The 24,813-nt window shown below is 55.0% G+C and carries 25 protein-coding genes and 1 pseudogene; 6 read left to right on the top strand and 20 right to left on the bottom strand.

Annotated features, from left to right (window positions below; genetic code table 11):
• Positions 1–16 precede the first annotated feature (16 nt).
• From ppnP to EXW94_RS18365, 5 genes are all read right to left on the bottom strand, one after another.
• Complete coding sequence (gene ppnP, locus EXW94_RS18385; protein WP_174340709.1) at positions 17–304, bottom strand: pyrimidine/purine nucleoside phosphorylase; 288 nt, start codon at positions 302–304, stop codon at positions 17–19.
• 71 nt (positions 305–375) lie between these two features.
• A complete protein-coding gene (locus EXW94_RS18380) occupies positions 376–1,053 on the bottom strand; it encodes an AroM family protein (protein WP_108415691.1) in 678 nt (225 codons plus the stop codon).
• 237 nt (positions 1,054–1,290) lie between these two features.
• Positions 1,291–1,482 carry a protein YaiA gene (gene yaiA, locus EXW94_RS18375; protein WP_010428011.1) on the bottom strand — a complete coding sequence of 64 codons (192 nt, stop codon included), beginning with the start codon at positions 1,480–1,482 and terminating at the stop codon, positions 1,291–1,293.
• A 44-nt stretch (positions 1,483–1,526) separates the two neighbouring features.
• Complete coding sequence (gene aroL, locus EXW94_RS18370) at positions 1,527–2,051, bottom strand: shikimate kinase AroL (RefSeq protein ID WP_010428008.1); 525 nt, start codon at positions 2,049–2,051, stop codon at positions 1,527–1,529.
• 145 nt (positions 2,052–2,196) lie between these two features.
• The gene (locus EXW94_RS18365) at positions 2,197–2,655 is read right to left on the bottom strand and encodes a YaiI/YqxD family protein (protein ID WP_174340708.1); all 459 of its coding nucleotides are present in this window, start codon (positions 2,653–2,655) and stop codon (positions 2,197–2,199) included.
• A 105-nt stretch (positions 2,656–2,760) separates the two neighbouring features.
• Here EXW94_RS18365 and proC point away from each other — a divergent pair, with 105 nt between their 5' ends.
• Positions 2,761–3,570 carry a pyrroline-5-carboxylate reductase gene (proC, locus tag EXW94_RS18360; protein ID WP_042716695.1) on the top strand — a complete coding sequence of 270 codons (810 nt, stop codon included), beginning with the start codon at positions 2,761–2,763 and terminating at the stop codon, positions 3,568–3,570.
• A gap of 16 nt (positions 3,571–3,586) precedes the next feature.
• Here the strand turns inward: proC and adrA are convergent, their stop codons facing one another.
• The 6 genes from adrA to EXW94_RS18330 form a co-directional block, all read right to left on the bottom strand.
• Complete coding sequence (adrA, locus tag EXW94_RS18355; RefSeq protein ID WP_148400287.1) at positions 3,587–4,690, bottom strand: diguanylate cyclase AdrA; 1,104 nt, start codon at positions 4,688–4,690, stop codon at positions 3,587–3,589.
• Between the two features lie 102 nt (positions 4,691–4,792).
• Positions 4,793–5,113 (bottom strand): phosphate starvation-inducible protein PsiF, encoded by a 321-nt coding sequence (gene psiF / locus EXW94_RS18350; protein WP_174340707.1) that lies wholly within the window; start codon positions 5,111–5,113, stop codon positions 4,793–4,795.
• A 92-nt stretch (positions 5,114–5,205) separates the two neighbouring features.
• Complete coding sequence (gene phoA / locus EXW94_RS18345; protein ID WP_174340706.1) at positions 5,206–6,621, bottom strand: alkaline phosphatase; 1,416 nt, start codon at positions 6,619–6,621, stop codon at positions 5,206–5,208.
• A 99-nt stretch (positions 6,622–6,720) separates the two neighbouring features.
• On the bottom strand, positions 6,721–6,981 hold the full coding sequence (iraP, locus tag EXW94_RS18340; protein ID WP_042716702.1) for an anti-adapter protein IraP: 261 nt from the start codon (positions 6,979–6,981) through the stop codon (positions 6,721–6,723).
• Between the two features lie 206 nt (positions 6,982–7,187).
• A complete protein-coding gene (locus EXW94_RS18335; RefSeq protein WP_174340705.1) occupies positions 7,188–8,402 on the bottom strand; it encodes a multidrug efflux MFS transporter in 1,215 nt (404 codons plus the stop codon).
• Between the two features lie 169 nt (positions 8,403–8,571).
• Positions 8,572–9,255 (bottom strand): extensin family protein, encoded by a 684-nt coding sequence (locus EXW94_RS18330; protein ID WP_174340704.1) that lies wholly within the window; start codon positions 9,253–9,255, stop codon positions 8,572–8,574.
• Between the two features lie 102 nt (positions 9,256–9,357).
• Between EXW94_RS18330 and ddlA the strand changes: the two genes are divergently transcribed.
• Positions 9,358–10,458 (top strand): D-alanine--D-alanine ligase, encoded by a 1,101-nt coding sequence (gene ddlA / locus EXW94_RS18325; protein WP_174340703.1) that lies wholly within the window; start codon positions 9,358–9,360, stop codon positions 10,456–10,458.
• Here the strand turns inward: ddlA and EXW94_RS18320 are convergent.
• The gene (locus EXW94_RS18320) at positions 10,455–10,691 is read right to left on the bottom strand and encodes a DUF2754 family protein (protein ID WP_010427988.1); all 237 of its coding nucleotides are present in this window, start codon (positions 10,689–10,691) and stop codon (positions 10,455–10,457) included. The two genes, ddlA and EXW94_RS18320, sit on opposite strands and share 4 nt — an antisense overlap.
• 248 nt (positions 10,692–10,939) lie before the next feature.
• On the opposite strand from EXW94_RS18320, the gene EXW94_RS18315 reads away from it, so the two are divergent.
• Positions 10,940–11,242, top strand: a complete 303-nt coding sequence (locus EXW94_RS18315) for a DUF2755 family protein (protein WP_108415685.1) — start codon at positions 10,940–10,942, stop codon at positions 11,240–11,242.
• Here EXW94_RS18315 and EXW94_RS18310 read toward each other — a convergent pair.
• The 3 genes and pseudogenes from EXW94_RS18310 to EXW94_RS18300 form a co-directional block, all read right to left on the bottom strand.
• Positions 11,239–12,336, bottom strand: coding sequence for a DUF1615 domain-containing protein (locus EXW94_RS18310; protein WP_174340702.1), 1,098 nt, complete (start codon positions 12,334–12,336; stop codon positions 11,239–11,241). The genes EXW94_RS18315 and EXW94_RS18310 overlap by 4 nt on opposite strands.
• Positions 12,337–12,350: 14 nt before the next feature.
• A pseudogene (gene sbmA / locus EXW94_RS18305) lies at positions 12,351–13,572 on the bottom strand (peptide antibiotic transporter SbmA).
• 114 nt (positions 13,573–13,686) lie between these two features.
• Entirely contained in the window at positions 13,687–14,220 is a 534-nt protein-coding gene (locus EXW94_RS18300; RefSeq protein ID WP_010427984.1) for an isochorismatase family protein, read from the bottom strand.
• A 204-nt stretch (positions 14,221–14,424) separates the two neighbouring features.
• Here EXW94_RS18300 and ampH point away from each other — a divergent pair, with 204 nt between their 5' ends.
• Positions 14,425–15,585: a D-alanyl-D-alanine-carboxypeptidase/endopeptidase AmpH gene (gene ampH / locus EXW94_RS18295; RefSeq protein WP_108415682.1), complete on the top strand. Its 1,161-nt coding sequence runs from the start codon at positions 14,425–14,427 to the stop codon at positions 15,583–15,585.
• Between the two features lies 1 nt (position 15,586).
• Here the strand turns inward: ampH and EXW94_RS18290 are convergent, their stop codons facing one another.
• Together EXW94_RS18290 and EXW94_RS18285 are read right to left on the bottom strand one after the other, a co-directional pair.
• Complete coding sequence (locus tag EXW94_RS18290; RefSeq protein ID WP_108415681.1) at positions 15,587–16,219, bottom strand: helix-turn-helix domain-containing protein; 633 nt, start codon at positions 16,217–16,219, stop codon at positions 15,587–15,589.
• Between the two features lie 92 nt (positions 16,220–16,311).
• On the bottom strand, positions 16,312–19,086 hold the full coding sequence (locus EXW94_RS18285; protein ID WP_174340701.1) for an autotransporter outer membrane beta-barrel domain-containing protein: 2,775 nt from the start codon (positions 19,084–19,086) through the stop codon (positions 16,312–16,314).
• A 452-nt stretch (positions 19,087–19,538) separates the two neighbouring features.
• Between EXW94_RS18285 and hemB the strand changes: the two genes are divergently transcribed.
• Both hemB and EXW94_RS18275 read left to right on the top strand, forming a co-directional pair.
• Complete coding sequence (gene hemB / locus EXW94_RS18280; protein ID WP_174340700.1) at positions 19,539–20,513, top strand: porphobilinogen synthase; 975 nt, start codon at positions 19,539–19,541, stop codon at positions 20,511–20,513.
• A gap of 72 nt (positions 20,514–20,585) precedes the next feature.
• On the top strand, positions 20,586–22,286 hold the full coding sequence (locus EXW94_RS18275; RefSeq protein ID WP_174340699.1) for a lysophospholipid acyltransferase family protein: 1,701 nt from the start codon (positions 20,586–20,588) through the stop codon (positions 22,284–22,286).
• Between the two features lie 79 nt (positions 22,287–22,365).
• On the opposite strand, the gene tauD is transcribed toward EXW94_RS18275, so the two are convergent.
• The 3 genes from tauD to tauB are packed head-to-tail and all read right to left on the bottom strand — an operon-like array spanning position 22,366 to position 24,805.
• The gene (tauD, locus tag EXW94_RS18270) at positions 22,366–23,217 is read right to left on the bottom strand and encodes a taurine dioxygenase (protein WP_174340698.1); all 852 of its coding nucleotides are present in this window, start codon (positions 23,215–23,217) and stop codon (positions 22,366–22,368) included.
• Positions 23,214–24,041 carry a taurine ABC transporter permease TauC gene (gene tauC / locus EXW94_RS18265; RefSeq protein ID WP_010427972.1) on the bottom strand — a complete coding sequence of 276 codons (828 nt, stop codon included), beginning with the start codon at positions 24,039–24,041 and terminating at the stop codon, positions 23,214–23,216. Before tauC ends, tauD begins: the two co-directional genes overlap by 4 nt.
• The gene (gene tauB / locus EXW94_RS18260; protein ID WP_148400278.1) at positions 24,038–24,805 is read right to left on the bottom strand and encodes a taurine ABC transporter ATP-binding subunit; all 768 of its coding nucleotides are present in this window, start codon (positions 24,803–24,805) and stop codon (positions 24,038–24,040) included. The genes tauC and tauB overlap by 4 nt, the downstream gene beginning before the upstream one ends.
• Between the last annotated feature and the right edge of the window lie 8 nt (positions 24,806–24,813).

Below are 24,813 nucleotides of genomic sequence, written 5' to 3'. Positions count from 1 at the left end.
CCACCCGGCTTATTTTTTATTTCAGATAGCGGCACAGATAAGAGGTAGGCTCAGCAACCTGCAGATGGAATTCACTGTGGGCAGGGACGTTGAATACTTGCCCGGCAGCGTAAACTTTCCATTCCGTTTCACCCGGCAGTAAGACGTTCAGCGCGCCGCTAACAACCGTCATCTCTTCTGCTTCCGCAATGCCAAAGGTATATTCCCCTTCCGCCATAACGCCGACACTGGCGCGGCCAGTGCTGCTGCTGGTAAAACCGATGGATTTCACTTTACCGGAAAAGTATTCGTTACTTTGAAGCATGAACTGGCCCTTATATTTATAGATAAAAATCCACTATAGGGGCCATGCTCATGGCCTGTCACGCAAAATCATTACACCAGTAATTCAGACGCCAGACGCGCCATCAGAACATTGGACAACAGCACCGGTATATCGAGTGCTTTTTGCAGTAAATCGCGATGGTGCTGATGGAAGCCGAGACAGTCCAGAATCAACACATCCGCACCTCTCTCCATCAGCTCCCGTCCTGCGGCAATAAGCGCCGCTTCACTGTCCCAGAACGGATTAGCCAGCGCATACAGCGGGACTTTTTCCAGCACCTGCCATTTTGCCTCCTGGTTATCCATCAGTTCCTCGATGGGAACAATGACCCCCACCTGATGACCGTCGACAATCGAGGCCACCAGCGGCGGAATAATTCTCATCGGTTCCAGCAAAATCGCATTACGCGCAACCAGTCCTGTTATCGGTGCCGTGCTCATTAATAAAATGACGTCGTAACCCTGATTATCGAGCACTTCAATAACACCCTGAAGCGCGCGCTCGATTTTCTGGCGTGACACATGCGCCAGTTTACCGTCACTTAATAACGTCGCCAGGGGATCCTCCCCTTCATCCAGCGCGTAGTCTTCCATGACCTCTTCACGGCTCATCTTACCCAACAGGCTAAGATGAGCGATCTGTTGCTCAGAGACATGCTCGGTTAAGAGCGGTAATACTTCGCTTACAGGGACCACACCAATAGTGAGGATCGCCAATGTCGCCTTCATTTTGATCGCCTTCCATTACTACCACAACCGTTACACAGGTACAGGCTCACTACGCTGCACCGTTCGTTTTTTCAACAAAACAGCACCAAGCGTAGCAGGGGATCTCTGCACCGAAATGTAAAGATCCCAGGCCCATGCCGAATCACCCTGTAATAACTAAATATTAACCCGTGCTTAACATTCACGATGCATTAAAAGTGTGATTCAGGCACGGTTTTGCGTGGTTTAGGAATTTAATCAGGACTTATCGGGATCTTCGTAGCGCCGTTTCGCATCCAGCGCTTCTTGTTCGGTTTCATGTTCGCTTATCAGCGAATCGGGTTTGGGGTGATCGGCACGCAGCTGATACCAGGTCACGGTATGGTCGGCATGACCTTTTTCAACGGTAACAATGCGTGCTTCACGCGGATAGGGAGGTCTGGTTGGCATAGCTCATCCTTTTTTTATGTCTGAGCTATGAGTATAGACGGCAGTTAGCTGGCACAGGCCAAACGAAGGGCGGTAATAATCTGAATAACAACCTCTTCAGGTGAAGCAGAGGCATCCACAACGTGGTGTGCCGCCTCGCGGTATAACGCATCGCGTTCCGCAAGCACCTCACTCACTTCTTCGCTGAGCGGCTTCGCGGTCAGCGCAGGACGCTGCCCCTCTTCCGGAAACGCTTCAAGACGTCCAACCAGGGTAGAGACCGCCGCGCAGAGATAAATCACAATCCCTTTTTCGCGCATAAACTGCCGGTTGTACTCCGCCAGGATAATGCCCCCACCCGTTGCAATGATCGTCGCAGGCGACGTTACCGCTTCCAGCGCGGCAGTTTCACGCGCGCGAAAGCTCTCCCAGCCCTCTTTTTCGACAATCTCTGCGATGGTTTGAGCCGCATGTTCCTGAAGCCAGTGATCGGTATCAACAAATTGACTCTGGCACACGCGCGCCAGTTCCAGGCCAACGGTGGTTTTCCCACAGCCGCGAGGGCCAACTAAAAAGATGGGTGGGTTCATAACCAGGTGTTTCCCCTTGATGCCGGAAGGCTGAAGACTGTAAAGAAATGATTGCAGAAGATGTTGCGTTTACTTTACTGCAAAGCGGTACGGGATGACAACCCTGTGGAGGCCACACTGTACCACATTTTGACAATGGTTATCATTACGCCGTGCGGCGCTTCACTTCCAGCAGCCATTTATCCAGCTCGGCAGCAAACTGCTGACGGTCACGCTGAGACAGGCTATCAGGCCCGCCAGTCTGCACGCCGCTGGCGCGCATGGTGTCCATAAAATCGCGCATGGTGAGCTTTTCGCGAATAGTCGACGGCGAATAACGTTCACCACGCGGGTTCAGCGCTGCCGCCCCTTTATCCAGCAATTCTGCGGCCAGGGGAATATCCGCTGTGATCACTAAATCCTCGGCGCTGCACAGACGCACAATTTCATTATCCGCCACATCGAACCCGGCCGGTACGCGCAAAGAGCGGATGAACCGGGAAGGCGGCACGCGGATATTCTGGTTCGCCACCAGCGTTAATGGCATCTGTACGCGCTCGGCGGCGCGGAACAAAATCTCTTTAATCACATTCGGACAGGCATCCGCATCAACCCAAATCGCCATATTGTCACCCTTGTATCGCATTGACGGCTATTGTCGCCTGCTTTTCGTTGTTAAGCTATAAGCCTATCAATCAGAGATAACAACGCATAATAACGGAGAGACGTGATGGACAAGAAAATCGGGTTTATCGGCTGCGGTAACATGGGCAAAGCCATCCTGGGTGGCCTGATCGCCAGCGGGCAGGTACTGCCGGGACAGATTTGGGTCTACACCCCATCACCGGATAAAGTCGCGGCGTTGCGTGATGAGTACGGTATCAACGCCGCCGAAAGCGCGCAGGACGTCGCCCAGGTCGCGGATATCGTCTTTGGTGCCGTGAAGCCGAACATCATGATCAAAGTGCTGAGCGATATCACCTCCAGCCTGAATAAAGAGACGCTGGTGGTGTCCATTGCCGCCGGTGTGACCCTCGACCAGCTGGCTCGCGCGCTCGGTCACGACCGTAAAATCGTCCGCGCAATGCCAAATACCCCTTCTCTGGTCAACGCCGGGATGACATCTATCACCCCTAACGCACTGGTCACCGCCGAAGACGTGGCGGATGTCCTGAACATTTTCCGCTGCTTCGGTGAGGCAGAAGTCATTTCTGAAGCGATGATCCATCCGGTTGTCGGCGTAAGCGGTTCGGCCCCCGCGTATGTCTTTATGTTTATTGAAGCGATGGCGGATGCCGCGGTGCTGGGCGGTATGCCGCGCGCGCAGGCGTATAAATTTGCCGCGCAGGCCGTCATGGGCTCCGCCAAAATGGTGCTCGAGACGGGTAAACATCCGGGTGAACTGAAGGATATGGTCTGCTCTCCGGGCGGCACAACGATTGAAGCCGTGCGCGTGCTGGAAGAGCGCGGATTCCGTGCTGCCGTCATCGAGGCGATGGCAAAATGCATGGAAAAATCAGAGAAGCTGAGTAAATCCTGATAAACAGAGCCGGGCGTCAGGCTGCCACTTCGGTGCGACCTCGTCCGGCATTTTTCGCTTTATAGAGGGCAACATCTGCTGCTTTTAACCATTCGCGGTAGTGTCCGAATTGCGGTCCCCAGGGGGCAACCCCGACGCTAATACGGATCCTTTCTGAAGGTGCTCCGGGTAGCGGCATGTTGACCAGACGTTCGTGTACGCGGGACATCGCGGCAATAGCACTTTCCGCAGGCGTACCGGACATAATCACGGCAAATTCATCCCCACCAAAACGGCCAATAAAATCACACGAGCGTAGCGTCAACTGCAGCTGGCGGGTGATAGCCACTATCGCTTCATCGCCGACGTCATGGCCCCATGTATCGTTAATGCTCTTAAAGTGATCAATGTCGATGAGCAATATTGTCGCCGTTTGATGGCTGCGACGGCATTGCTCATATTCATTGCGCAAAAGCGTTTCCCAGTGGCGGCGATTGAACACCCCCGTCATCCCGTCGCGCGTGCTCATTAGCTCAAGCCGCCGTTTATGCTCAGCCAGCCGAACCGCCGTCCGGTGACTGACCCAGGCAAACAGCATCGGGTACAGCATCAGAACCGGTAGCGTCAGCCACCACTCCAGCGGCTCAGAATAAAGCGTAATCATGCTGCCGTTCAGCTGCAGCGTGACCAAAGCGGAAAACAGGATAATGATAATACCGGCAATAAACAGCCGAAAACCGCCCGATCCCATCATATTCATGCCGATCATCATGATCAGCGCCGCCGTGGGCAGCGCATTCAGGCCCATCAGGCCAATCCAGACACCGGCGATGATTGCATCTACCTTCAGGTTAACGATTTCACTGCAAAACGGTTGGGATGAGCGGCAGGCAAGTTGCCAGGCGAGATGTGGCCAGACGAAGGCCCACCCCACCAGTAATAACCACCAGCCGCCTGGGAGAAAATGGGTAACCAGCACACCCGCAATCGGGAAAAACATGGCTGCCAGCCCCACCACGCGCGCCAGCCGGATCCGCCGGCAAAATCGTATCCCGGAGCGGTGTGAGTCATCCTGAGAAAGATGTTTATTCCACTCTTCCTGAATGCTCTCTTTGTTGTAATAGATTTCATCATTCATCATTTTTGGGAATATTCTGAAACATTTTCCCAAATTATAGAGAGGGGGATTTCGGGGAAAGTATGAAATTTCGGGTGAGCCGCGACAGCAACTCACCCGTTAGAACTACACTTTTTTCTTCAGACAGGCGCTCATGAACTTACTGCGGTCATCCCCTTTCAGGGACTGCTCGGTGGCCTTCGCATTACACTCGCGCATTTTTTGCTGCTGCGGCGTCAGGCTTTTTTCATCCGGTTTCGAGGCACCGTTTTTAAGGCAGTCGCTCATGTAGGTCTTACGGGCATCGCCCTTCAGAGATTGCGAGGTCGCCTGTTGATTACAGGTTGTCATACGCTGCTGCTGGGGCGTAAAGGTCTTTTCTTCCGCATGCGCAGAAGCCATCAAGAACACGCCTGAGAGTAAGGTAACCAGTATTGTCGTTTTCATTGCACTATCCTTTATGTGAATTTCCACTCTAAGTCTGGTTCGTGACGGGGAAAATACCACCCGGCAGCCACGATTTCCGCCGGGTGACGAACTTATTTCAGCCTCAGCGCGGCCTTCATGGTGTAGAACAGATCGGTCTGGTCAGTCAAACCCACCACGTTCGCAGCATGTGGGCCGTACGCCGCGATGCGCAGCTGTGTGCCGGTATGTTCCATAGACTCTTCTTCAGAATTGCCATAGCTCATCACCATCACGGCACCGTCTTTGGTCGTCAGCGCCTGCGTCAGACCCGGTGCTTTGGTATCGGGAGGGATAATCTGGCTTGAATGCGCGTGGTCAGCGGTGACCACCACCAGCGTGTTACCGTCTTTCTTCGCAAACTCGAGCGCTTTTTGCACCGCTTCGTCGAGATCCACCGTTTCGCCAATCTGCCCGCACGGGTTCGCCGCGTGGTCTTGCTTATCGATTGACGCCCCTTCTACCTGCAGGAAGAAGCCTTTTTCGCTCTTGCTCAGCAGAGAGATGGCTTTGTCCGTCATCGCCGCCAGCGTAGGAACGCTGTCATTCCGTTTCGGGTTTGGCGTACAGGTCACCGCTGGCTTATCGATATTGCCGTGGTACGAGGCTTTTGGCCCTTCCCAGCGCACCGGCATGTTGCCGTCAGAGAACAGTCCCAGCAGCGGTTTGTCCTGGTTTGCTTCGGTAATCGCCGCCAGAGAAGCCGCATCGCTTACCAGCTGATAGCCGCGCGCCTGCGCCTGCTCGCGCAGCGTTTTACCCTGCCACTCACCGGCCGTCGCCGTTTCGGCAAAGGTTTTCGCCCCACCGCCCAGCGTCACGTCAGGGCGCGCGTTCAGCATCTGTTCTGTAATCGAGCCTTTACCGCCGTTTTCCAGCGCATTGGTCGGACATTTTTCGCGGGTCACCGACGGGCCATAGCATTTACGCGAGGTCACGTGCGACATCAACGCGGCCGGGGTGGCATCCTGAAGCTCAGCGGTAGAGACGTTGCCGGTTGCCAGCCCCGCCGCTTTCGCCATTTCCAGAATGGTTTGATGATCTTTCTCGTGAATATCGACGCCCAGCGCGCCATTATAGGTTTTCACACCGGTTGCCCACGCCGTTGCTGATGCGGCTGAATCCGTGACGTAATCCGGTTTACCGGTTTTTTTATCCAGCGAGTAATGGGTATATTGTCCCGTCAGAGGCAGCGCATCGATGCCTTTAAAATAGCCGCCCGCTCCTTCGGCATAATTTCTCGCCGCCGTAATTTCGGAATCCCCCATTCCGTCGCCAATCAGCAGAATAATATTTTTAGCGGGGTTTTCATTCAGAGAAGCGCGAATGGCGGCAGTCTGATCCTCTGAGAGACGGCGCGCACCACCGGGCTGGGTGATATCCCCCTGCGCAGCACGATGTTCGAGGACGTTCATATTCGCGGTTTCAGCGTGAATAGCAGGGGCAAATAACAGCGGGATTAATGCGATAAAAAGCGCGCTCTGTTTCACTTTATTTTCTCCATGTACAAATACATAAAAATAAAAACAGAGCGACTATAGGCAACCGGCATGACATTTCTATGACAGCCCGTCACGCATCGTGACAGTTTAGCTGCGCGGATGCCTTAACAGCTTTTTTATGTATTGATGGAGCATTTCGGCGTCCTCAGGTGGAACCTGTGAATCAGGTTTGGCGTTGTCCAGCGCGCTTTCAATGCTGTCAATTAACGCCTGTTGATCCTGGGCAGCCATATGTCTGAGTAGCGCGGTGACGACTATTTCCAGCGCCTCAACCTGGGCGACCAATTCTTTCGACTCTTCTTCCTTTTGTGCAAGCTTAACCAACAACTCAGTAATGAGATTCTTCATGGTGCTATTTCCTTATGGGTTTTCCCTGAAATTAGCACTCTCAATGATTTATGCAAAGAGGAGAAAAGTATTATCTTATGCAAAAGTGACGTTACGTCAAAAATAGCGTAGCGCGCACCGCAGCGAAACGTTTTTCTATAACAACAGGCCGCTTTTTGTTATATAAAAAAGCGGCAGCCATAAAAATATATAATACATCCCCAGGGTTAACGGGCTCCTTTTGCCTCCGCTAATTGTCTGCGACGACGCAGTGCAATAGCCAGCTGGATAATATTTATCAACACCACCACAGCCGTCGCGGCAAATACCCAACGGAAACCGGCCATCGCGGAAACGGATGCACCAATAAGCGGACCGGCGACGTTGCCCAAATACATAAACGACTGGTTGTAACCAAAAATACGCCCGGTGACCTGGTCACTGGAATATTTCACCAGCAGTGTTTGCACGGCGGGCAACATGGCTCCATCGGCAAAACCAAGCAAGAAGCGCAGAACGCCAAGCTGAAGCGGGGTCGTTACGAACGACATAGCGAAAAAGAGTATGACCGCAAATATCAGTGTGGCCATCAGGATGCGCGCCGTGCCAATCCGGTCGCCCAGTTTGCCAAGCCGCGGCGCAGAGATCAGAGCCGACACGCCAGGCACCGCCGCAATCAACCCCGCGAGAAAGGCGATATTGCTGCTGTCTGGCTCCATCGACTTGATAAACAGCGCCAGAATAGGCCCGACGGAACCATTACACAGCTGGATCACCATGGTGGTGACAAAAAGGCTGATCATCAGGCCGGGATAAGGCAGCGAGGCAAAGACCGCCCTGCCGCTCAGGCGTTCTGATTTGCTGACAACGGGACGGCCCCCTTCTTTGATCAGGAAAAGCGTCACCAGAAAACTGATCACCAGCAGTATCGCGGTGATGAAAAATACCGCTCTCAGCCCCACGTGATCCGCGAGGAATCCCCCCAGCAGCGGGCCGCCGATGACCCCGCTGATCTGCGCGGTAGAGAGCGTACTCAGCGCCCAGCCGCTACGTTCACGCGGCACCTGCGAGGCCACCAGCGCCATCGCGTTCGGAATATACCCGGAAGTCAGCCCCATGATTGCCCGCAGGATAAACAGCTGCCAGACGTTGGTGGCAAAGGCCTGAAGCAAAATGGCGATCGCCATACCGAGGGATGCACGCAGCAGCATCAGCTTGCGGCCTTTTCTGTCCGCCAGGCTGCCCCACATCGGCGAGACGATGGCCGAAACCAGAAACGTGACGCTGAACGTCAACCCTGACCACATAGAGAGGGCTTCATGGGAGGTCACCCCCAGCTGAGACACGTACAGCGGCAGAAAGGGTAAAATCTGGCTAATGGCCAGTCCGGTAAAGAAACAGCCGAACCAGACCGAGATGAGGTTAACTTTCCAGGATTCCATAACAGAAATAGTCTTCATTTTTAGGCGAATTCGCCGACAGATTAGCAAGTTACGCGCGTTGACGTCGCACCAGAGATGCGGCCTTGCTGACTTTGGTGTTTTATCTTCCCAGTCATCATATTTGTGAAACAAGTCACAAATTATCCACTTTCTGACGAAAGATTATGCTTCAGCGGCACAGGCCGAAGCCGCGCATCCCAAGATGGAAATGGTTAGCGTGGGCCGCGTTATATTCTGGCCCCAGACCGTTACCGTAATACCCACAGCTCGCCGCCAGCAGAGCCTGAAGCCACGGCTGGGTTTTAGCCGATGACCAGCCCCTCAGAATGGTGATCCGCTCACCGTTTGCCAGCCGAAATGCGCTGATGTCCAGCGCCTCTGCCGTGGCATGTTCACTGCGACGCGCATCCGGGCGGCCGTAAATATTACGACAGGCATAGCTTCCCAGATGGTCGATGCGCGTAAGCTCGCTGCCCATCCAGCTTTTCGTCAGCGGCCGGGCCTGCTGACTGACAAACAGCGCAGAGCTTAATGCCAGAGGGCAACTGGCCAGAAAACTGCTGTTCAGGCTGACCGGACCGAAATTACTCACGCGCACCACGTTACTGAGCGGGCATGCTCCCGCGCTGTCAGCCACCGGCTGCGTGCGGATAAGCGCTCTTAGATTTGCTTCGGTTAGGAGGCTTTCGCAGGCCTCCGGCGTTAAGCGCCGAAGCTTAAACTGGGTGATTTTTCCGGGAGGATCGTCAAGGGTAAGCGGCGTAAAAGGGTTGTAATGAGACGGCAACCAGCGGTAGCCCGCCGTTGCGACAGCCACAATAATGAAAACGGTTAGCAGACTTTTTCCTTTCACGCGCCCCCCACGATAACCCCAAAACATTATGGCAGAAGGCCGCGAAACCCGCAGGGCATCGTGGTATGTTATTGGCTTTTCGACAGACTGGAAGAGAGTGAGATGGCAAAGCAGCGCGTAGGTATTGTCTTTGGGGGAAAATCAGCAGAGCACGAGGTGTCATTGCAGTCGGCCAAAAATATTGTCGATGCGATCGATAAAAGCCGTTTCGACGTGGTGCTGCTGGGTATTGATAAACAGGGTCAGTGGCATGTTAACGATGCCAGCCAGTACCTGATCAATGCTAACGATCCGGCGCACATCGCCCTTAATCCTTCAGAAACCAGCGTCGCGACCGTACCAGGCCTGGTTCAGGGGCAATTTATCGACGCCGGTAATGCGCAGGCGCTGGCTCAGATTGACGTTATTTTCCCTATCGTGCACGGCACGCTGGGCGAAGACGGCTCTTTGCAGGGGATGTTGCGCATGGCGAACCTGCCGTTTGTCGGCTCCGACGTGCTGGGCTCCGCCGCCTGTATGGACAAAGACGTCACCAAGCGTTTGCTGCGCGATGCCGGGCTGAGTATTGCGCCGTTCGTCACGCTCACCCGCGCCAACCGCGAGAAATTCGATTTCGCGCAGCTTTCCAGCCAGCTCGGCCTGCCGCTGTTCGTCAAACCGGCGAATCAGGGCTCCTCCGTTGGCGTCAGCAAAGTCACCACCGAAGCGCAATTTACCGACGCCGTGCGTCTGGCGTTTGAGTTTGACCACAAAGTGGTGGTTGAACAGGGTATCAAAGGCCGCGAAATTGAGTGCGCCGTGCTGGGGAATGATTTCCCACAGGCGAGCACCTGCGGTGAAGTGGTGTTGAACAGCGATTTCTACTCTTACGATACCAAATACATTGATGATAAAGGCGCGCAGGTTGTGGTACCTGCGGTTATCGATCCGGTCATCAACGATAAGATCCGCGCGATCGCCGTAGAAGCTTATCAGGCGCTGGGCTGCTGCGGTATGGCTCGCGTTGATGTGTTCCTGACGCCGGAAAACGAGGTGGTCATTAACGAGATCAACACGCTGCCAGGCTTCACCAACATCAGCATGTATCCGAAACTGTGGCAGGCCAGCGGAATGAGCTATCCGGAACTCATCACTCGCCTGATCGAACTGGCGCTGGAGCGTCACGCCGCTGACAGCGCCCTTAAAAGCTCCGTAAACGGTTAATCGGTTTTCTTCACCGTTTCCGTCTCTTCCGCTGTCGTCTCTTCAGGGCGGCGGCGGATAATCAACCCTGCCAGCCAGAAACTGATGACCCAGGTGACTAGCCCCACGGCATAGGTTTGCCAGCCTTTTGCCTCAAACCCCAATAGCCCCACAACACCGTTAAGAATAAAGATCAGCCCAATAGCAAAGGCGTAGTAATGCCAGTCACGGCGTAGTTTGGACGTGAGTTTCATAACAACTCCGGCAGGAAAAAAAGACATCCTCTCACAGTTTTATGGCCGGGTCTGTGGCGAATGCGGAAATTCTGAAACGCGACACAATTTCACTTAAGTGATCAAATTGTGATGTGATGCAGAAATCATCAATCCAGGAGCATTCCTGAGGGTAAATTACCACGATTCTGATATTGACAAATGCGATGACCTGTCAAACTCACCCTATACGAAACGTATAAAACAGAGTGATATTTCGGGAGGTCTTTATGGCTGATTTTACATTGTCGAAACCGATTTTTGGCGGCAAACAACCAAAAACCTCCACGGCGGGTAATATCGCCTATGCCCTGTTTGTGCTGTTCTGCTTCTGGGCAGGCTCACAGCTTCTCAACATGCTGGTTCATGCGCCTGGCGTTTATGAACACCTGATGCAGGTTCAGGATAGCGGGCGCCCACGCGTTGAGATCGGTTTCGGGGTAAGCACCCTGTTTGGCCTGGTCCCCTTCCTCGTCGGGTGCATGATTCTTGGCGTCATTGCCTTAGTGCTTCGCCTGCGCCGTCGTTTCTAAATCCCCATACAGCGAGCCCGACGGTCATCCACGCGTTTCGCGAACCATGCAGTTGTCAGGTTACGCGTGATTTTCGGGCTCTCGAGCTGAATGCCGGGCAGGATAGCCCTCGGTAACGCTTTTCCACTTTTCTTCTCTGCCAGCGCAAAGACCTGCTGATACAAATCCGTTTTCTCAAACGCGAGACTGTCGCCCTTCTCCAGCTGACGGCGAATATCGCTATTGCTCATATCCAGCTTTGTCGCCAGTTTGCGCACTGCACGTTCGGTCGTACCCGCTTCGCTGCTGCCGTAGGCAATCAGATCGCCATCCAGCGCCAGCTTCACCCCGGATGCCCGGCTCACGGCATTCTGGAACGCTGCGTTCCTGCTGGCATACCAGCCCGCGTTAAAGTCTGCAAAGCGGTACAGCGGCTCGCTGTAATTCGCCGGGTAGTTAAGAAGGTGATAAGTGCCAAACCAGAGCCCGCCGCGCAGGGAGAAGACCTCCTGACGCACCGTTCCGTCAATTTTCCACGGGTAACCGTCGGTATGTTTTTCTGCAAACGCGATGCTGACCTGCATCGGACCGCCGGTGTGTACCGGGTTAAGCGAGCCAAACAGTTTTTGCCCCATCGGCACCATGTTGATGAAGTCATCAAAAATGGCGCTTAGCTGTTTCTCGGTTTTCACCGTATCCAGCCTATCGCTATAGCTTTTGCCGTTTGGCGAGGTGATTTTAAGCGCGGTATGGACCAGGAACACCGGGATATGCATCGATTCCGCGCGGCGGTCGATCTCTTTCCAGGCAATTTTGTTCAGACCCGGCACGACCGGGTCTGACTGGTACATTGATTCCTGCTGCGCCACCGCCAGCACCGAGCAGATATTCTCCTCGGTAGGGGCAATTTTCTGGCTTTCAAAGGTCTTTGCCAGCGCGTCCGCCCACGCATTGCGATCCTTCACGCTGGAGGGCATTTTTTGCCGGACAACGCTCGCCACGTCCACGGGCTTTTCCCCTTTTTTGAGTGGCGTGGCCCCTTTCTCGGCACACCCCGCCAGTACCAGGGCAGCAAGTAAGGACAGCGATAACGTACGCGGTACGGCAAAAGACATAGCAACTCCCTGTATTAGCTAAATGTGTTGGTGACTTCCTGCAGATCTTTATCGTCCAGCTCGCGCTCGAAACTGCGTAAACGTTTGTAGATGGACATCAGTTCCACCAGCGTGGTCCAGGAGCTGATCAGATACTGGAACGAACCGCGCACCTGACCAAAGACGTTGGTGATCTGCGTCATCAGGCCCCAGCGTAATCGTACCCGCAACAATCGACGGGAACAGCAGGAACAAACCGAAAACGTTATCAACCTGCAGATACAGAATGCGCGCAATGTTGAAATACATATAGTGGAAATAGAGGCGGAAATAGTTGCGACGCACGGCGCCAAACAGCTCGCGAACGGTCGGTGGCGAGGCGCGGTTAGCATCATCTTCGCCGTAAACCAGCTCTTTACGGTAGGCCGCTTCGACACGCTGATTTTTAAACTCCAGACCCGGCAGCTTGATGCCGACCACCGCCAGCAGCCCCGTGCCCATCAACGACCAGACAATCGCGGCGATAACCAGACCATACGGCAGGTGACCAATAATCGGCAGCTCCGGCACGTGTGCGGAAAGCGTCACCAGCACCGGCAGGAAGGCGATCAGCGTCATAATGGCGTTGATAAAACTGACACCCATGTCTTCAAGCGTAGAGGCAAAACGCATGGTGTCTTCCTGCACACGCTGCGCGGCACCTTCGATATGACGCAGGTGCTGCCAGTGCGCCATATAGTGTTCGTTCATGGCGGTACGCCAGCGGAAGACATAGTGGCTAACGAAGAAATTGTTCATCACGCCAATGATGACCGCAATCAGGGCGATGCCGAGGAAGATACCCACCTCATGGTAGAACTGGTTAATCGTCACCTTATGCGGGGAACTCAGCGCCGTCTGGATCAGATCGTAGAAGGGGGCATACCAGGCGTTCACCGCCACGCCGACTTCGACCAGGAACCAGGTCACAAAGATGATCAGCGAGGTGCCCAGAATCGACCAGTATTGCCAGCGGTGTGGAGAGTAGATAAACCAGAAAACCGCAAACAGCCCTACGCAGACCGTGTAGTAGGCGTAAAACAGCAGGTAGCTGAGCGACCAGAAGCGCGCGGCGCTAATTGGCACCTCACCCGTTGCCCCCGTGATACGCGTCAGCCATGCGCCGCCGCCCGCCTGCCAGAAAATGACAGCAATCAGTGCCCAAATAAATGCCGACAGGAAAAAAGGCCCCGGCTTTGGGAAAAAAGACTTAAACATTGTGCTTCCTTTTTGTTGTTCTGGCTGTTGCTGTGCTCAACACATCGCCACACGAAAATCTGACCTGAGCCCGCCAGCGGCGCAGGCAAAAAGGTCAGACCCGTGGGTTTATTATTAGTTCGCTTTCCAGTTTTCGAGAATTGTTTCGGTGCGTTTCACCGAAGGTGGATTGGCAGGGGCGATGAAGTTACGCCAGACATCGTTGTAGTGCGCAATCAGAACCTGGGCTTCCGCCGCCGGGCGATTGGCCGTGGTGTGGGCATCTTCAGCAACCGTGATGTGGTAGCCCCGGCTGACGCCGTTTTTGAGGGTGGCATCGACACAGTAATCGGTGGCACAGCCGCAAATGACAAACTCGCGAATGCCCTGTTCACGCAGCAGCGTCTCAAGCGCGGTGTTATAGAAGGCATCACAGGCGGTTTTGGTGACGTACAACGCACCTGCTGGCTGATTTAGCTCAGGAAGCAACGCAAACCCTTCACTTCCCTCTTCCAGGCCCCCGGCTTCGGTATGCTGTATAAAAACCACCCTGTCGGCTGCCTGCGTAAGCTGGTTGATCAGAGAGACACATTTCTCGCGCTGATGACGCGGCGTCTCGAATACCCCGTTCTGCATATCAACCACCATAACCACACGCTTATCAGACATACCGTTCTCCGCAAGATTGAGTAGCACTGGTGCCTATCATAAGCCCGATGTCACAAAATGGGATCCAGGCCGCAAGTAAATTGTTCATATTTACCCATGGTTACGTTTTTCTCGCTATCGTTATGCAATTCGGGCCTTTGCAGCTTACCGATTAGTAGTATAAATACCCCTAACTTTCCTTATTTACTTGATGGATGCTTTTCGTTGAAACGTTGTCTGCTCTCTTTCGCCGCGCTATGTGCGGTGAGCTTTTCCACCGCCCAGGCAGCGCAGCCGCTGACGGCCCCGGTTTTAGCCTCTGATATCGCCGATCGCTACGCGAACCTGATCTATTACGGTAGCGGCGCGACGGGAATGGCGCTGGTGGTGATTGACGGTAACCAGCGCGTGTTTCGCAGCTTTGGTGAAACGCGCCCGGGGAATAACATTCACCCGCAGCTGGATTCGGTGATCCGTATTGCCTCCATTACCAAGCTGATGACCAGCGAAATGCTGGTGAAGCTTCTCGACCAGGGCGTGGTTAAACTCGACGACCCGCTCAGCAAATATGCACCACCCGGCGCTCGCGTCCCGACTTATCAGGGTGCCCCCATCAGACTGGTCAACCTGGCGACCCACACCAGTGCCCTGCCGCGAGAACAACCTGGCGGCGCGGCACATCGTCCCGTCTTTGTCTGGCCGACGCGCGAACAGCGCTGGAATTACCTGAGCACAGCGACGCTGAAAACCACGCCGGGTTCGCAGGCCGCCTATTCAAACCTCGCGTTTGATCTGCTGGCCGATGCGTTATCGACCGCTTCGGGTAAACCCTATCCTCAGCTGTTTGAAGAGCAGATTACCCGTCCGTTGGGGATGAAGGACACCACCTTTACCCCCTCCCCGGACCAGTGCCGTCGCCTGATGGTCGCTGAAAAAGGTGCCAGCCCGTGTAATAACACCCTGGCGGCGATCGGCAGCGGTGGCGTGTATTCCACGCCCGGCGACATGATGCGCTGGATGCAGCAGTTCCTCTCTTCGGATTTCTACTCTCGCACCCACCAGGCCGACCGCATGCAAACGCTGATTTATCAGCGTACCCAACTGACCCGCGTTATCGGCATGGACGTACCGGGTAAAGCCGACGCCCTCGGTTTGGGCTGGGTGTACATGGCGCCGAAAGACGGCCGCCCGGGCATTATTCAGAAAACCGGCGGCGGTGGCGGATTCATCACCTATATGGCGATGATCCCGCAGTCCAACGTAGGGGCGTTTGTGGTCGTTACCCGCTCGCCGAACACGCGCTTCGTCAACATGAGCGATGGCATCAATAATCTGGTTGCTGAGCTGAGCGCGAATAAAGCGCAGGTGCTGACGGCGTCTAACTGACCTAATAGTCCGCGGGCAGACGGTTGATGCTAACCAGTTTGCCCCGGCTCATCGTAATATAATTACCCTGCCGCAGCGCTGCCAGAACTTCCGCGACCACAGAGCGTGAGATCCCTGTGCTACGCTGAATATGATTCATAACGCCAATTTTTGAGCGCAGCGTTTCATCCCACTCGGCCATATTAATGAGCATGGCCCGGATCTGGCTGTAAGAGTTATTCCCCACCAGTTGCATGTCACGTTTACCCAGATGATGGTTGATCCACGACAGCCAACAAAATGCGTCTTGCCAGAGTGAGGCTTGCTGAAGCCGTTGGTACAGTGAAGAGGCAGGTAAATAAAAACCTGAGCAATGTGAATGCGCCATCATCACATATTCCTGATGGCTATTATTTACCCACGCGCTTAAACCATAAATATAGGGTGCCTTTGCAATCCCCACGAGAAGTTCATCTGACTTTCTGTGGATGGCAACGACGCCGGTTTGTATTACAAATGTGTATGGAACATCATCGTCATCATTATTGACGGTTGAAATTAATTTCTGTGGCGCGGTCTTAAAAGGGGTGCTGGCGACTTCCAGGCACTGTACGATCCGGCTTAATTCAGAAAGTGGCTTCGCATTAACATTCATGCAGACCTCAAGTCATCTGTCTCTGTCGGTTCTCGATTATTTTTAATTGTTATATAAAAAAGCGGGGGAAATATTCCCCCGCTTTTTATATTTTACCAGGTATATTTCACACCCAAATTTGCACCCCAGTTCTGGTCAACGTCGCCGCCACCGAGATAAGTTGCATCAGTATATGCACTGAAGTTCTTCGTGAAGCTGAACTGCGTGCCCAGACCCACACGAACCGCGGAACCTTCAACACCGTTGTCGATGCTGTCGTCGTTCACATCAGCATTGTTGTCGGCATCGTCATACACGTAAGCCAGCTTGAAGTAAGGCGTCAACGCCTGCTCTCCGCCGTAATTGAAGGTATAACCCGCATCTACGCCAAGCTCATAACGCAGGCTGTCGTATGACTGCCCATCAATTCGCATGTCATTGCTCAGCTGGTAGTCATCCCCAGACTGGAACAGGCCGGATACCGCCGCGTAAGGCGTGATGTAGCCAGACAGGTTTGGTTTCCAGTCGTAGCCCAGTTTCATCCCAAAGCCGACCGCATCGGTCGTGGTGTCACCGTCAACATACTGACCGTTGCTCATGGTAGCGGAGAGATCGTTGTTGAAGCGGGTGTAGCTCAGGGAGCTGTCGAGGAACAGATCGTTCATGAACTTCGCTGACGCGTAGACCATCGCAGTCTGACTGTCCTGATCAACCTGACCGGTACGATCGCTGATATCGCCCTTCGCGAAGCCTGCAGCACCACCGACGATCCATTTCGCATTGTTACCGTCAATCTGGGTATCCAGACCGACCATAATGCCGCTCACGTCCTGATCGTAGCTAACGTTGCCATTATCAGCGTCGAAGTTACCACCGAAGTAACTCACCCACGCTCCGCCGTTATCCGCCAGGCCGTGGCGGCTGTTGGTCAGACGCGTGCCGACGGTATCCTGCTGCAGGTTCCAGATGTTGCTGTTAGCAGACGGGATGCTCAGCGCCATGTTGGCATAGTCAGTCAGCTCTTTCTGCTGCAGAACAACGGTGTCACCTTTCTGCTGCGCCTGATAGGTGTAGGCACCTAAATCAGCTTTGTTCGCGGCAGTAAAGCTGGCTGTGGTATCCGCGTTATTGTCATAGATGCGGACGATCTCTTTATTTTTGTAATCGGCAACGGAACCGGCACCGGTCGCATCATCGATGCGTACTTTGTAGTTACCTGCAACGTCACCGTTCACTGACAGATGGCCATCAAAATTAATCGCCACAACGCCGTAGTCGTAATCGGCATTGTACTTATCGTTGGTGATATAGCGCGCGTTGTTCAGATCGCTGTTCAGCACGTAATCGCGGCTAGCCACGTTCAGCACGCCGCCGTCGGTCAGCACCATGTTGTGCGTATCAACCTGACCCATACCCAGCGCCAGCTCGGCACCGTTGTCTACGGTAATGGTGTTGGCATACAGCTCAGCGGTCTCTTCAGTCAGCGCTGCACGGCTGTAGCTGTCCAGGTACAGGCTGTCGGTCGCGACCGCGCCGCTGTCGCCGATATTCAGCGTTGAAGCATTGGTCAGCGTGATGGTGTCTGCCAGCAGGCCAGAGTTTTCAACATTGACCTGCGACTGATTATTCACCGTCAGCGCGTCGATGTTGGAGACTTTACGGGTATCCCACTCGGAACCGTTATCCAGCGCCACGTTGAACAGGCCGCTCTGATAAACCTCTTCACCCGCAACGTGACCGTTGCTGTCGAAGGTGGAACCCGGCCAGATGCTGTTTGGAGACAGGGCACTCCAGTCAACGTCGCTGTAACCTTCACCGTACATTTGTGCGGTGCCGATGGCTTCAACGCTGGACTGCGCTGCACCCACCCACTTGCTGCCGTTAGTCAGAGTGACATCCAGTGTATCGGTACCGTCCCAGCCGTTGGTGGTTGGGTTATACACACCGTCATCGGTGGTATCGGTTGCCGGGTCGCCATTCTCGTAGAAGTTGTTATCGAAGGTACTGGAGAACAGGATGTCACCTGTAACGGTGGAGTGATCGAACGTCGCTGTCGTCTGCATCGCGTTGTCAGACGCACTGGCAGCCACGATCAGCGCCGCGTCATCCGCCGCCGTCGCGTTGGTTTCACCGTAGTCGCTCGGCTTGGCCGTTTGACCATAGAAACCGCTGGTGCCCAGATCGCTGTATGCGCCGGAGGTCAGCACGGAGTCTTTCACCACCAGGGTATCGGTAAAGATGTTGCTGCTATTGGCAACGCCTTCCACACCGTCATACGGGGTATTATCCAGCTCCTGGTAACCCTGCGTCAGCGTGATACCGGCAACGTGGGAGTTATTCTGAATAACGATATCAGACTCTACATCCAGCGTAATCGCGTTACCCAGAGCATAGGTATCCTGATAATGGGTTTCGGTGGTGTCACCATTCACAACGTCATAAGCATAATGCTCGTAGGTGTCATTGATGGTGCTGTTATCTACCGTCAGGCTGAAGCGGTCATACTGCGTATGTGCTGTACCATCTGTTTCCGTGCCATCTTCACATGTCGTGGTCATACACTCAGACGTGATCATGCCGTTGATGGTGCTGTTGGAAATACTCAACGCATTCGCCCGACCATTAACGCCATCATCCAGATAGTATGTTGAAATAACACCGTTTACTGTGGATTTGTTAATCACCGGATAAATATCACCATCATGGGTGGCATCCGAGTAATCCCAGTCTGCATAACCATAATACCAGGGGGTAGAGGCGGTATTATCATATCCAAACGTATTATACGTCGTGCCGGAAATATCCTTCGCATTAGCCTGAGAAGCGATAGCCAGGGTGCAGGCTAATGCAAGTTGAGATACAACCAGTTTCTTTTTCCATGTTTGCATTGGGTCATCCCTCCTCAGGGACGTAAGCAAGTTTGTCCGTCAAATCATTTTGCAATGTTTAATTGCGGAGGGAATTATGCAATTTCATTTCTAAAAGGTTCAATGAATGATTCAATTAAGTCCGTATCCAGACAACTCATGTCTAAAAAAACGGAACGATAACAATCATTGTGAATAAATATTATAAAATCAGCAAATTACAACCTTATTTTATTGATCAGGATAATATAATAAAAAATAATAGATCATTTATAATGATACCTTCTATTCAATTCAAAACTGCCGCCAATATTTCACGTTCCCTAAAAAACCATCATTCATTCTATAATAGAGACATTTGATGCGGCTTGTTTTGGCGCATTTCGCAAAATCAAAATGCCCAATTTCGTAAAACACCCCTCTTCACTTTCATGTACACTAGTCTTCTTTGTTCCACAAACATCAGGCATACCATGACCGATTTAATTGCACGTCCCCGCCGCCTGCGCAAGTCACCTGCACTGCGCGCTATGTTTGAAGAGACAACCCTGACCTTAAACGATCTGGTGTTGCCGATTTTTGTCGAAGAAGAGATCGATGACTACAAAGCCATCGAGGCGATGCCGGGCGTGATGCGCATTCCGGAAAAACATCTGGCGCGTGAGATTGAACGCATCGCCAACGCGGGGATCCGCTCGGTGATGACCTTCGGCATCTCTCACCACACCGACGCCACCGGCAGCGATGCGTGGAAAGAAGATGGCCTCGTCGCCCGCATGTCCCGCATCTGCAAAGAGACCGTGCCGGAAATGGTGGTAATGTCCGACACCTGCTTCTGCGAATACACGTCTCACGGCCACTGCGGCGTGTTGTGCGATCACGGCGTGGACAACGATGCCACCCTGCTGAATCTTGGCAAACAGGCGGTCGTCGCTGCCGCTGCAGGTGCGGACTTTATCGCGCCATCTGCGGCGATGGACGGACAGGTTCAGGCGATCCGTCAGGCGCTGGACGCGGCTGGCTTCACCGATACCGCCATCATGTCCTACTCCACCAAATTCGCCTCCTCCTTCTACGGCCCGTTCCGTGAAGCGGCGGGCACGGCGCTGAAGGGCGATCGTAAGACTTACCAGATGAACCCGCTGAACCGCCGCGAGGCGATTCGTGAATCCCTGCTGGATGAAGCCCAGGGCGCAGACTGCCTGATGGTAAAACCAGCGGGCGCGTACCTCGACATCCTGCGCGACATCCGCGAGCGCACCGAGCTGCCGCTGGGCGCTTACCAGGTCAGCGGCGAGTACGCGATGATCAAATTCGCCGCGCAGGCAGGTGCGATTGACGAAGAGAAAGTGGTTCTCGAAAGCCTGGGCGCGATCAAACGCGCGGGTGCGGACCTGATCTTCAGCTACTTCGCGCTGGATCTGGCTGAGAAGAAAATCCTCCGCTAATCTTCACCAAACTGCAATACAACCGACATCTGCTCCTTCTACTGTCTTCGCAAGACGGCAGGAGGAGTAACCATGTTTAGCCTCGATAGCGTTCTCGACGATCTTTGGCCTCAGGCGAGGCCTGCACCCTGGCAAAAAAGTCTGTTAAAAAGACTGTTTTACGAAGACGAATTTCAGCAATTTGCCGCAGCCCACCGCCACCTGAAAGGGCTGGATATGGTGGAGCAAGTTCTGGAACACCTTGATATTCTCTGCACCGTTTCCGCCCGCGATCTCGAACAAATCCACGAACATGGCCCGCTGGTCATTATTGCCAACCACCCGACGGGTACGCTGGACGGGCTGGCGCTGATGTACGCCGTCTCCCGCGTGCGACGCGATGTTAAAGTCGTGACCAACCGGATGCTGACTCACCTTGAGCCCCTCAGTTCGCTGTTTATTCCGGTGGACAATATGGGCGGCAGGACGGCGAAAACATCCCTGGTTCAGATGGAACAGCATTTGCAAAACGCAGGCGTGCTGATCTTCTTTCCGGCGGGCGAAGTTTCCCGGCCGACGCGAAAAGGCGTCCGCGATAAAAAGTGGCACTCAGGCTTTATCAAACTCGCCAGCAAGCTGCGCGCCCCGCTGCTGCCGGTGCATATTCAGGCGCATAACAGCCTGCTCTTTTATGCCAGCACGCTTGTGTCGCCGACGCTGTCCTTGCTGCTGCTGATGCAGCAGATGTTCCGCCGCCGCCATAGCCAGCTGCCGATTAAAATCGGCCAGCAGATTGCGTGGCATCACTGGCATAGCGCCACCCTTTCGTCGCGTGAGATGGCCGAGCAGTGCCGTCAGCACGTGATGCGTCTTGGCAAGGGAGTGCCTGGCGTCTTTAAAACCCAGTGCGCCATTGCCCGTCCTGAAGACCGGGCTACGCTGAGGCGTGAACTGGCGCAGGCAGAGTGCCTGGGGAAAACCAGCGACGGCAAAACCATCTACCTGTGGCAGCGCAACGGGCAAGAAGAGGCTCCTCTGCTGCGCGAACTGGGCCGCCTGCGCGAGATTGCCTTTCGCGCCGTGGAGGAAGGGAGCGGCAAACGCCGGGACACGGACAGCTATGATGACGATTATCTGCACCTGATCCTCTGGGATGAAGAGGATCTGGAGATCGTCGGCGCGTATCGCTTTATGCCGACCGCAAAACAGGTTGAACGTCGCGGTCTGGAAGGGTTGTACAGCTATAGCCTGTTCCACTATGACGACAAAATGCAGGACGTGCTGGAACACGGTATTGAACTGGGGCGCAGCTTCATTCAGCCGCGCTACTGGGGACGCCGCGGCCTGGATTATTTATGGTCCGGGATTGGGGCTTATCTGGCGCGTTATCCGCACTACCGCTACCTGTTTGGCCCGGTCTCCATCTCCGGCGGTTTACCGCCTGCGGCGCGGGATCTGCTGGTGGCATTTTACCGCCTGTGGTTCCCGGCGACGCATCCGCTCGCCGCCTCGCGCCAGCCGTATCCCGCCTCGCTGCCGGACGTGCTTGCGCAGTTTGGCGGCGTGGATTACGTGGACGATCTGACGAAGCTGAAATCCCTGCTCGGCAATCTGGGCTGCGGCATTCCGCCGCTCTACAAGCAGTATTCCGAGCTGTGCGAACCCGGCGGCGTGCAGTTTATTGATTTTGGCAGCGATCCGGCATTTAACGACTGCGTCGACGGGCTGGTGCTGGTGGATTTGTGTTACCTGAAGGCAAACCGCTATCAGCGGTACATTGAGGCGCACCTTTAACTCCGTTGCCCGGTGGCGCTACGCTTACCGGGCCTACATTGGAACGTAGGCCGGGTAAGGCAACGCCGCCACCCGGCAATCAAGGCGCACGGTAAAACGGCTTATCCCCCAAAATCGTCGCCCGCTGCATAATCCTGCGCTGCGGAAGATAGTCCGCATTGGCATAGTGCTGCGTTACGCGGTTATCCCAGATCGCCAGGTCGTTCTCCTGCCAGCGCCAGCGCACCTGAAACTCCGGCTTGGTGATATGTGCGAACAGGAATCCCAGCAGCGCCTCACTCTCTTTCTCGGATACGTCCACGATACGCGTTGTGAACCCTTCGTTCACGAACAGCGCCTGCTTGCCCGTGACCGGATGGGTACGCACCACCGGGTGCAGCAGCGGAGGATGCTTCGCAACCGCCTCCTGCCAGCGCTGATGTTCCTCTTCCGTTTTACGGTACTTGTACTCCTGGAACGATTTTTTGAAGTCGTGCTCCGCCCGCAGCCCGCTCAGCAGCGTCCGGAACGGCGCGGAGAGCGCCTCATACGCCGCAATGCCGCTGGCCCACAGCGTATCGCCGCCGGTTTCTGGCAGCAGCTTCGCCGCCAGAATCGCCCCGGCGGGTGGCGTCTCGATAAAGGTCACGTCGGTGTGCCAGTTGTCGTTATCCGGCGGGTTATCGTTGTGGGTGTCCAGAACGATAATCTCCTCCACGCCTTCCGCATGCGGATAGACAGGGTGGATATGCAGATCGCCAAAGCGCAGGGCCAGCGCGCGCTGCTGCTGCGGGGTGATCGCCTGTTCGCGCAGGAATACAACCTGATGACGCAGCACCGCGTGGTACAGCTGCTCAAACTGGTTATCGCTCAGCGGACGGGTCACATCCAGGCCCGACACCTGCGCGCCAATGTACGGCCCCAGCGGGGTAATGGTCAGACGTTCACTCATTGTATTTCTCCATGCCAGGGCGTCAGGCGGCGCTGTAACGCGCGCAGCCCCAGTTCTAATCCAAAGGCGATCGCGGCGATCACCGCGATCCCTGCCAGTACCACGTCAGTCGCCAGGAACTCTCCCGCCGACTGCACCATAAACCCAAGGCCGCGCGTGGCTGCAATCAGCTCAGCCGCCACCAGCGTGGACCAGCCCACGCCGAGGCCGATGCGCAGCCCGGTTAAAATCTCCGGCAGTGCGCCCGGTAAAATCACGAACAGCAGCACCTGCGTGCGGCTGGCGCCCAGCGACTGCGCCGCGCGGATCCGCACCTGCTGGGCGCTCTTCACGCCCGCCAGCGCCGACATGGCGACCGGGGCGAAAATTGCCAGATAAATCAGCAGGATTTTTGACGTTTCACCGATGCCGAACCAGATAACCATCAGCGGCAGATAGGCCAGCGGCGGCACCGGACGGTAAAGCTCAATGAGCGGGTCGAGTATGCCGCGCACCGTCGGACTTAGCCCCATCGCAATGCCCACAGGAATACCGATGATGACGGCCGCCAGCAGCGCCACCAGAATACGCGCCAGACTTGCCCCAAGATGCTGCCAGAGCGTGGCATCCATAAAGCCCTGCGGCCCGGCGATGGTAATGAGTTTGGCCAGCACCTGTCCCGGCGGCGGCAGAAACAGCGGGCTGACCCACTGCTGGGCAGCAACCGCCCACCACACAGCCAGCAACACCAGCAGCGTACCGACGCTCAAGGTGATTTGGCGCGAGAAAGGCCAGCGCAGCGCCAGACGCGTGCGGCGCGTTTTTTCACTGAAGACGATGCTCATGAGAAAGCCTCCCGTTGTTCAAACACGCGGCTTAAAACGTATTCACGCTGTTCGATAAACAGCGGATCGGATTTGATGCTGCGCACGGGTTCTCCCGCGACATAGCGGCGGGCGAAATCCAGCGGCAAACGCTCCAGCACGCGGCCCGGCCCCGGCGAGAGCAGCACCAGTTCAGTCGCCATAAACACCGCCTCTTCGATATCGTGGGTAATCAACAGCACCTGCTTGCCCGTCTCATGCCACAGGCGCAGCAGCAGGGTTTGCATCTGCTCGCGGGTGAAGGCATCCAGCGCCCCGAACGGCTCGTCCAGCAGCAACAGCTGCGGATTTGCGGCCAGCGCGCGGGCAATGCCTACGCGCTGCCGCTGGCCGCCGGAAAGCTGCCAGATAAAGCGTTTTTCCGCCCCTTCCAGCCCCACTTTTTTCAGCATCGCCCGTGCCGTTTCCAGCCGCTGTTCACGATTAACACCCGCCAGCTGCAGCCCAAACGCCACGTTTTCCTGCACGTTGCGCCAGGGAAGCAATCCTTCGTTCTGGAAGACCACGCCGCGCTCGGCGCCCGGCCCTTCCACCTTTTTGCCTTCCAGTTGAATGGTGCCATGCTGATAAGGGACAAACCCGGCGATCAGATTCAGCAGCGTGGTTTTTCCGCACCCTGACGGGCCCAACACCACCAGCAGCTCACCGCTGTCCAGCGTCAGGTTGATCTCCTCCAGCGCGGGTTTACCACCGTAATCGGCGTACAGGTTCGTAATATTCAGCATGGCGGACT

The organism is Enterobacter sp. JMULE2 (assembly GCF_013337145.1).
Lineage (GTDB): Bacteria > Pseudomonadota > Gammaproteobacteria > Enterobacterales > Enterobacteriaceae > Enterobacter > Enterobacter mori.
This window is presented reverse-complemented; position numbering and strand designations above follow the sequence as displayed.

Excerpts from the sequence above, each read along its gene's own strand:
- ppnP (WP_174340709.1), bottom strand. The coding sequence starts at position 304 with ATGCTTCAAAGTAACGAATACTTTTCCGGTAAAGTGAAATCCATCGGT.
- EXW94_RS18380 (WP_108415691.1), bottom strand. The coding sequence starts at position 1,053 with ATGAAGGCGACATTGGCGATCCTCACTATTGGTGTGGTCCCTGTAAGC.
- yaiA (WP_010428011.1), bottom strand. The coding sequence starts at position 1,482 with ATGCCAACCAGACCTCCCTATCCGCGTGAAGCACGCATTGTTACCGTT.
- aroL (WP_010428008.1), bottom strand. The coding sequence starts at position 2,051 with ATGAACCCACCCATCTTTTTAGTTGGCCCTCGCGGCTGTGGGAAAACC.
- EXW94_RS18365 (WP_174340708.1), bottom strand. The coding sequence starts at position 2,655 with ATGGCGATTTGGGTTGATGCGGATGCCTGTCCGAATGTGATTAAAGAG.
- proC (WP_042716695.1), top strand. The coding sequence starts at position 2,761 with ATGGACAAGAAAATCGGGTTTATCGGCTGCGGTAACATGGGCAAAGCC.
- adrA (WP_148400287.1), bottom strand. The coding sequence starts at position 4,690 with ATGATGAATGATGAAATCTATTACAACAAAGAGAGCATTCAGGAAGAG.
- psiF (WP_174340707.1), bottom strand. The coding sequence starts at position 5,113 with ATGAAAACGACAATACTGGTTACCTTACTCTCAGGCGTGTTCTTGATG.
- iraP (WP_042716702.1), bottom strand. The coding sequence starts at position 6,981 with ATGAAGAATCTCATTACTGAGTTGTTGGTTAAGCTTGCACAAAAGGAA.
- EXW94_RS18335 (WP_174340705.1), bottom strand. The coding sequence starts at position 8,402 with ATGGAATCCTGGAAAGTTAACCTCATCTCGGTCTGGTTCGGCTGTTTC.
- ddlA (WP_174340703.1), top strand. The coding sequence starts at position 9,358 with ATGGCAAAGCAGCGCGTAGGTATTGTCTTTGGGGGAAAATCAGCAGAG.
- EXW94_RS18320 (WP_010427988.1), bottom strand. The coding sequence starts at position 10,691 with ATGAAACTCACGTCCAAACTACGCCGTGACTGGCATTACTACGCCTTT.
- EXW94_RS18315 (WP_108415685.1), top strand. The coding sequence starts at position 10,940 with ATGGCTGATTTTACATTGTCGAAACCGATTTTTGGCGGCAAACAACCA.
- EXW94_RS18310 (WP_174340702.1), bottom strand. The coding sequence starts at position 12,336 with ATGTCTTTTGCCGTACCGCGTACGTTATCGCTGTCCTTACTTGCTGCC.
- EXW94_RS18300 (WP_010427984.1), bottom strand. The coding sequence starts at position 14,220 with ATGTCTGATAAGCGTGTGGTTATGGTGGTTGATATGCAGAACGGGGTA.
- EXW94_RS18290 (WP_108415681.1), bottom strand. The coding sequence starts at position 16,219 with ATGAATGTTAATGCGAAGCCACTTTCTGAATTAAGCCGGATCGTACAG.
- EXW94_RS18285 (WP_174340701.1), bottom strand. The coding sequence starts at position 19,086 with ATGCAAACATGGAAAAAGAAACTGGTTGTATCTCAACTTGCATTAGCC.
- hemB (WP_174340700.1), top strand. The coding sequence starts at position 19,539 with ATGACCGATTTAATTGCACGTCCCCGCCGCCTGCGCAAGTCACCTGCA.
- EXW94_RS18275 (WP_174340699.1), top strand. The coding sequence starts at position 20,586 with ATGTTTAGCCTCGATAGCGTTCTCGACGATCTTTGGCCTCAGGCGAGG.
- tauD (WP_174340698.1), bottom strand. The coding sequence starts at position 23,217 with ATGAGTGAACGTCTGACCATTACCCCGCTGGGGCCGTACATTGGCGCG.
- tauC (WP_010427972.1), bottom strand. The coding sequence starts at position 24,041 with ATGAGCATCGTCTTCAGTGAAAAAACGCGCCGCACGCGTCTGGCGCTG.
- tauB (WP_148400278.1), bottom strand. The coding sequence starts at position 24,805 with ATGCTGAATATTACGAACCTGTACGCCGATTACGGTGGTAAACCCGCG.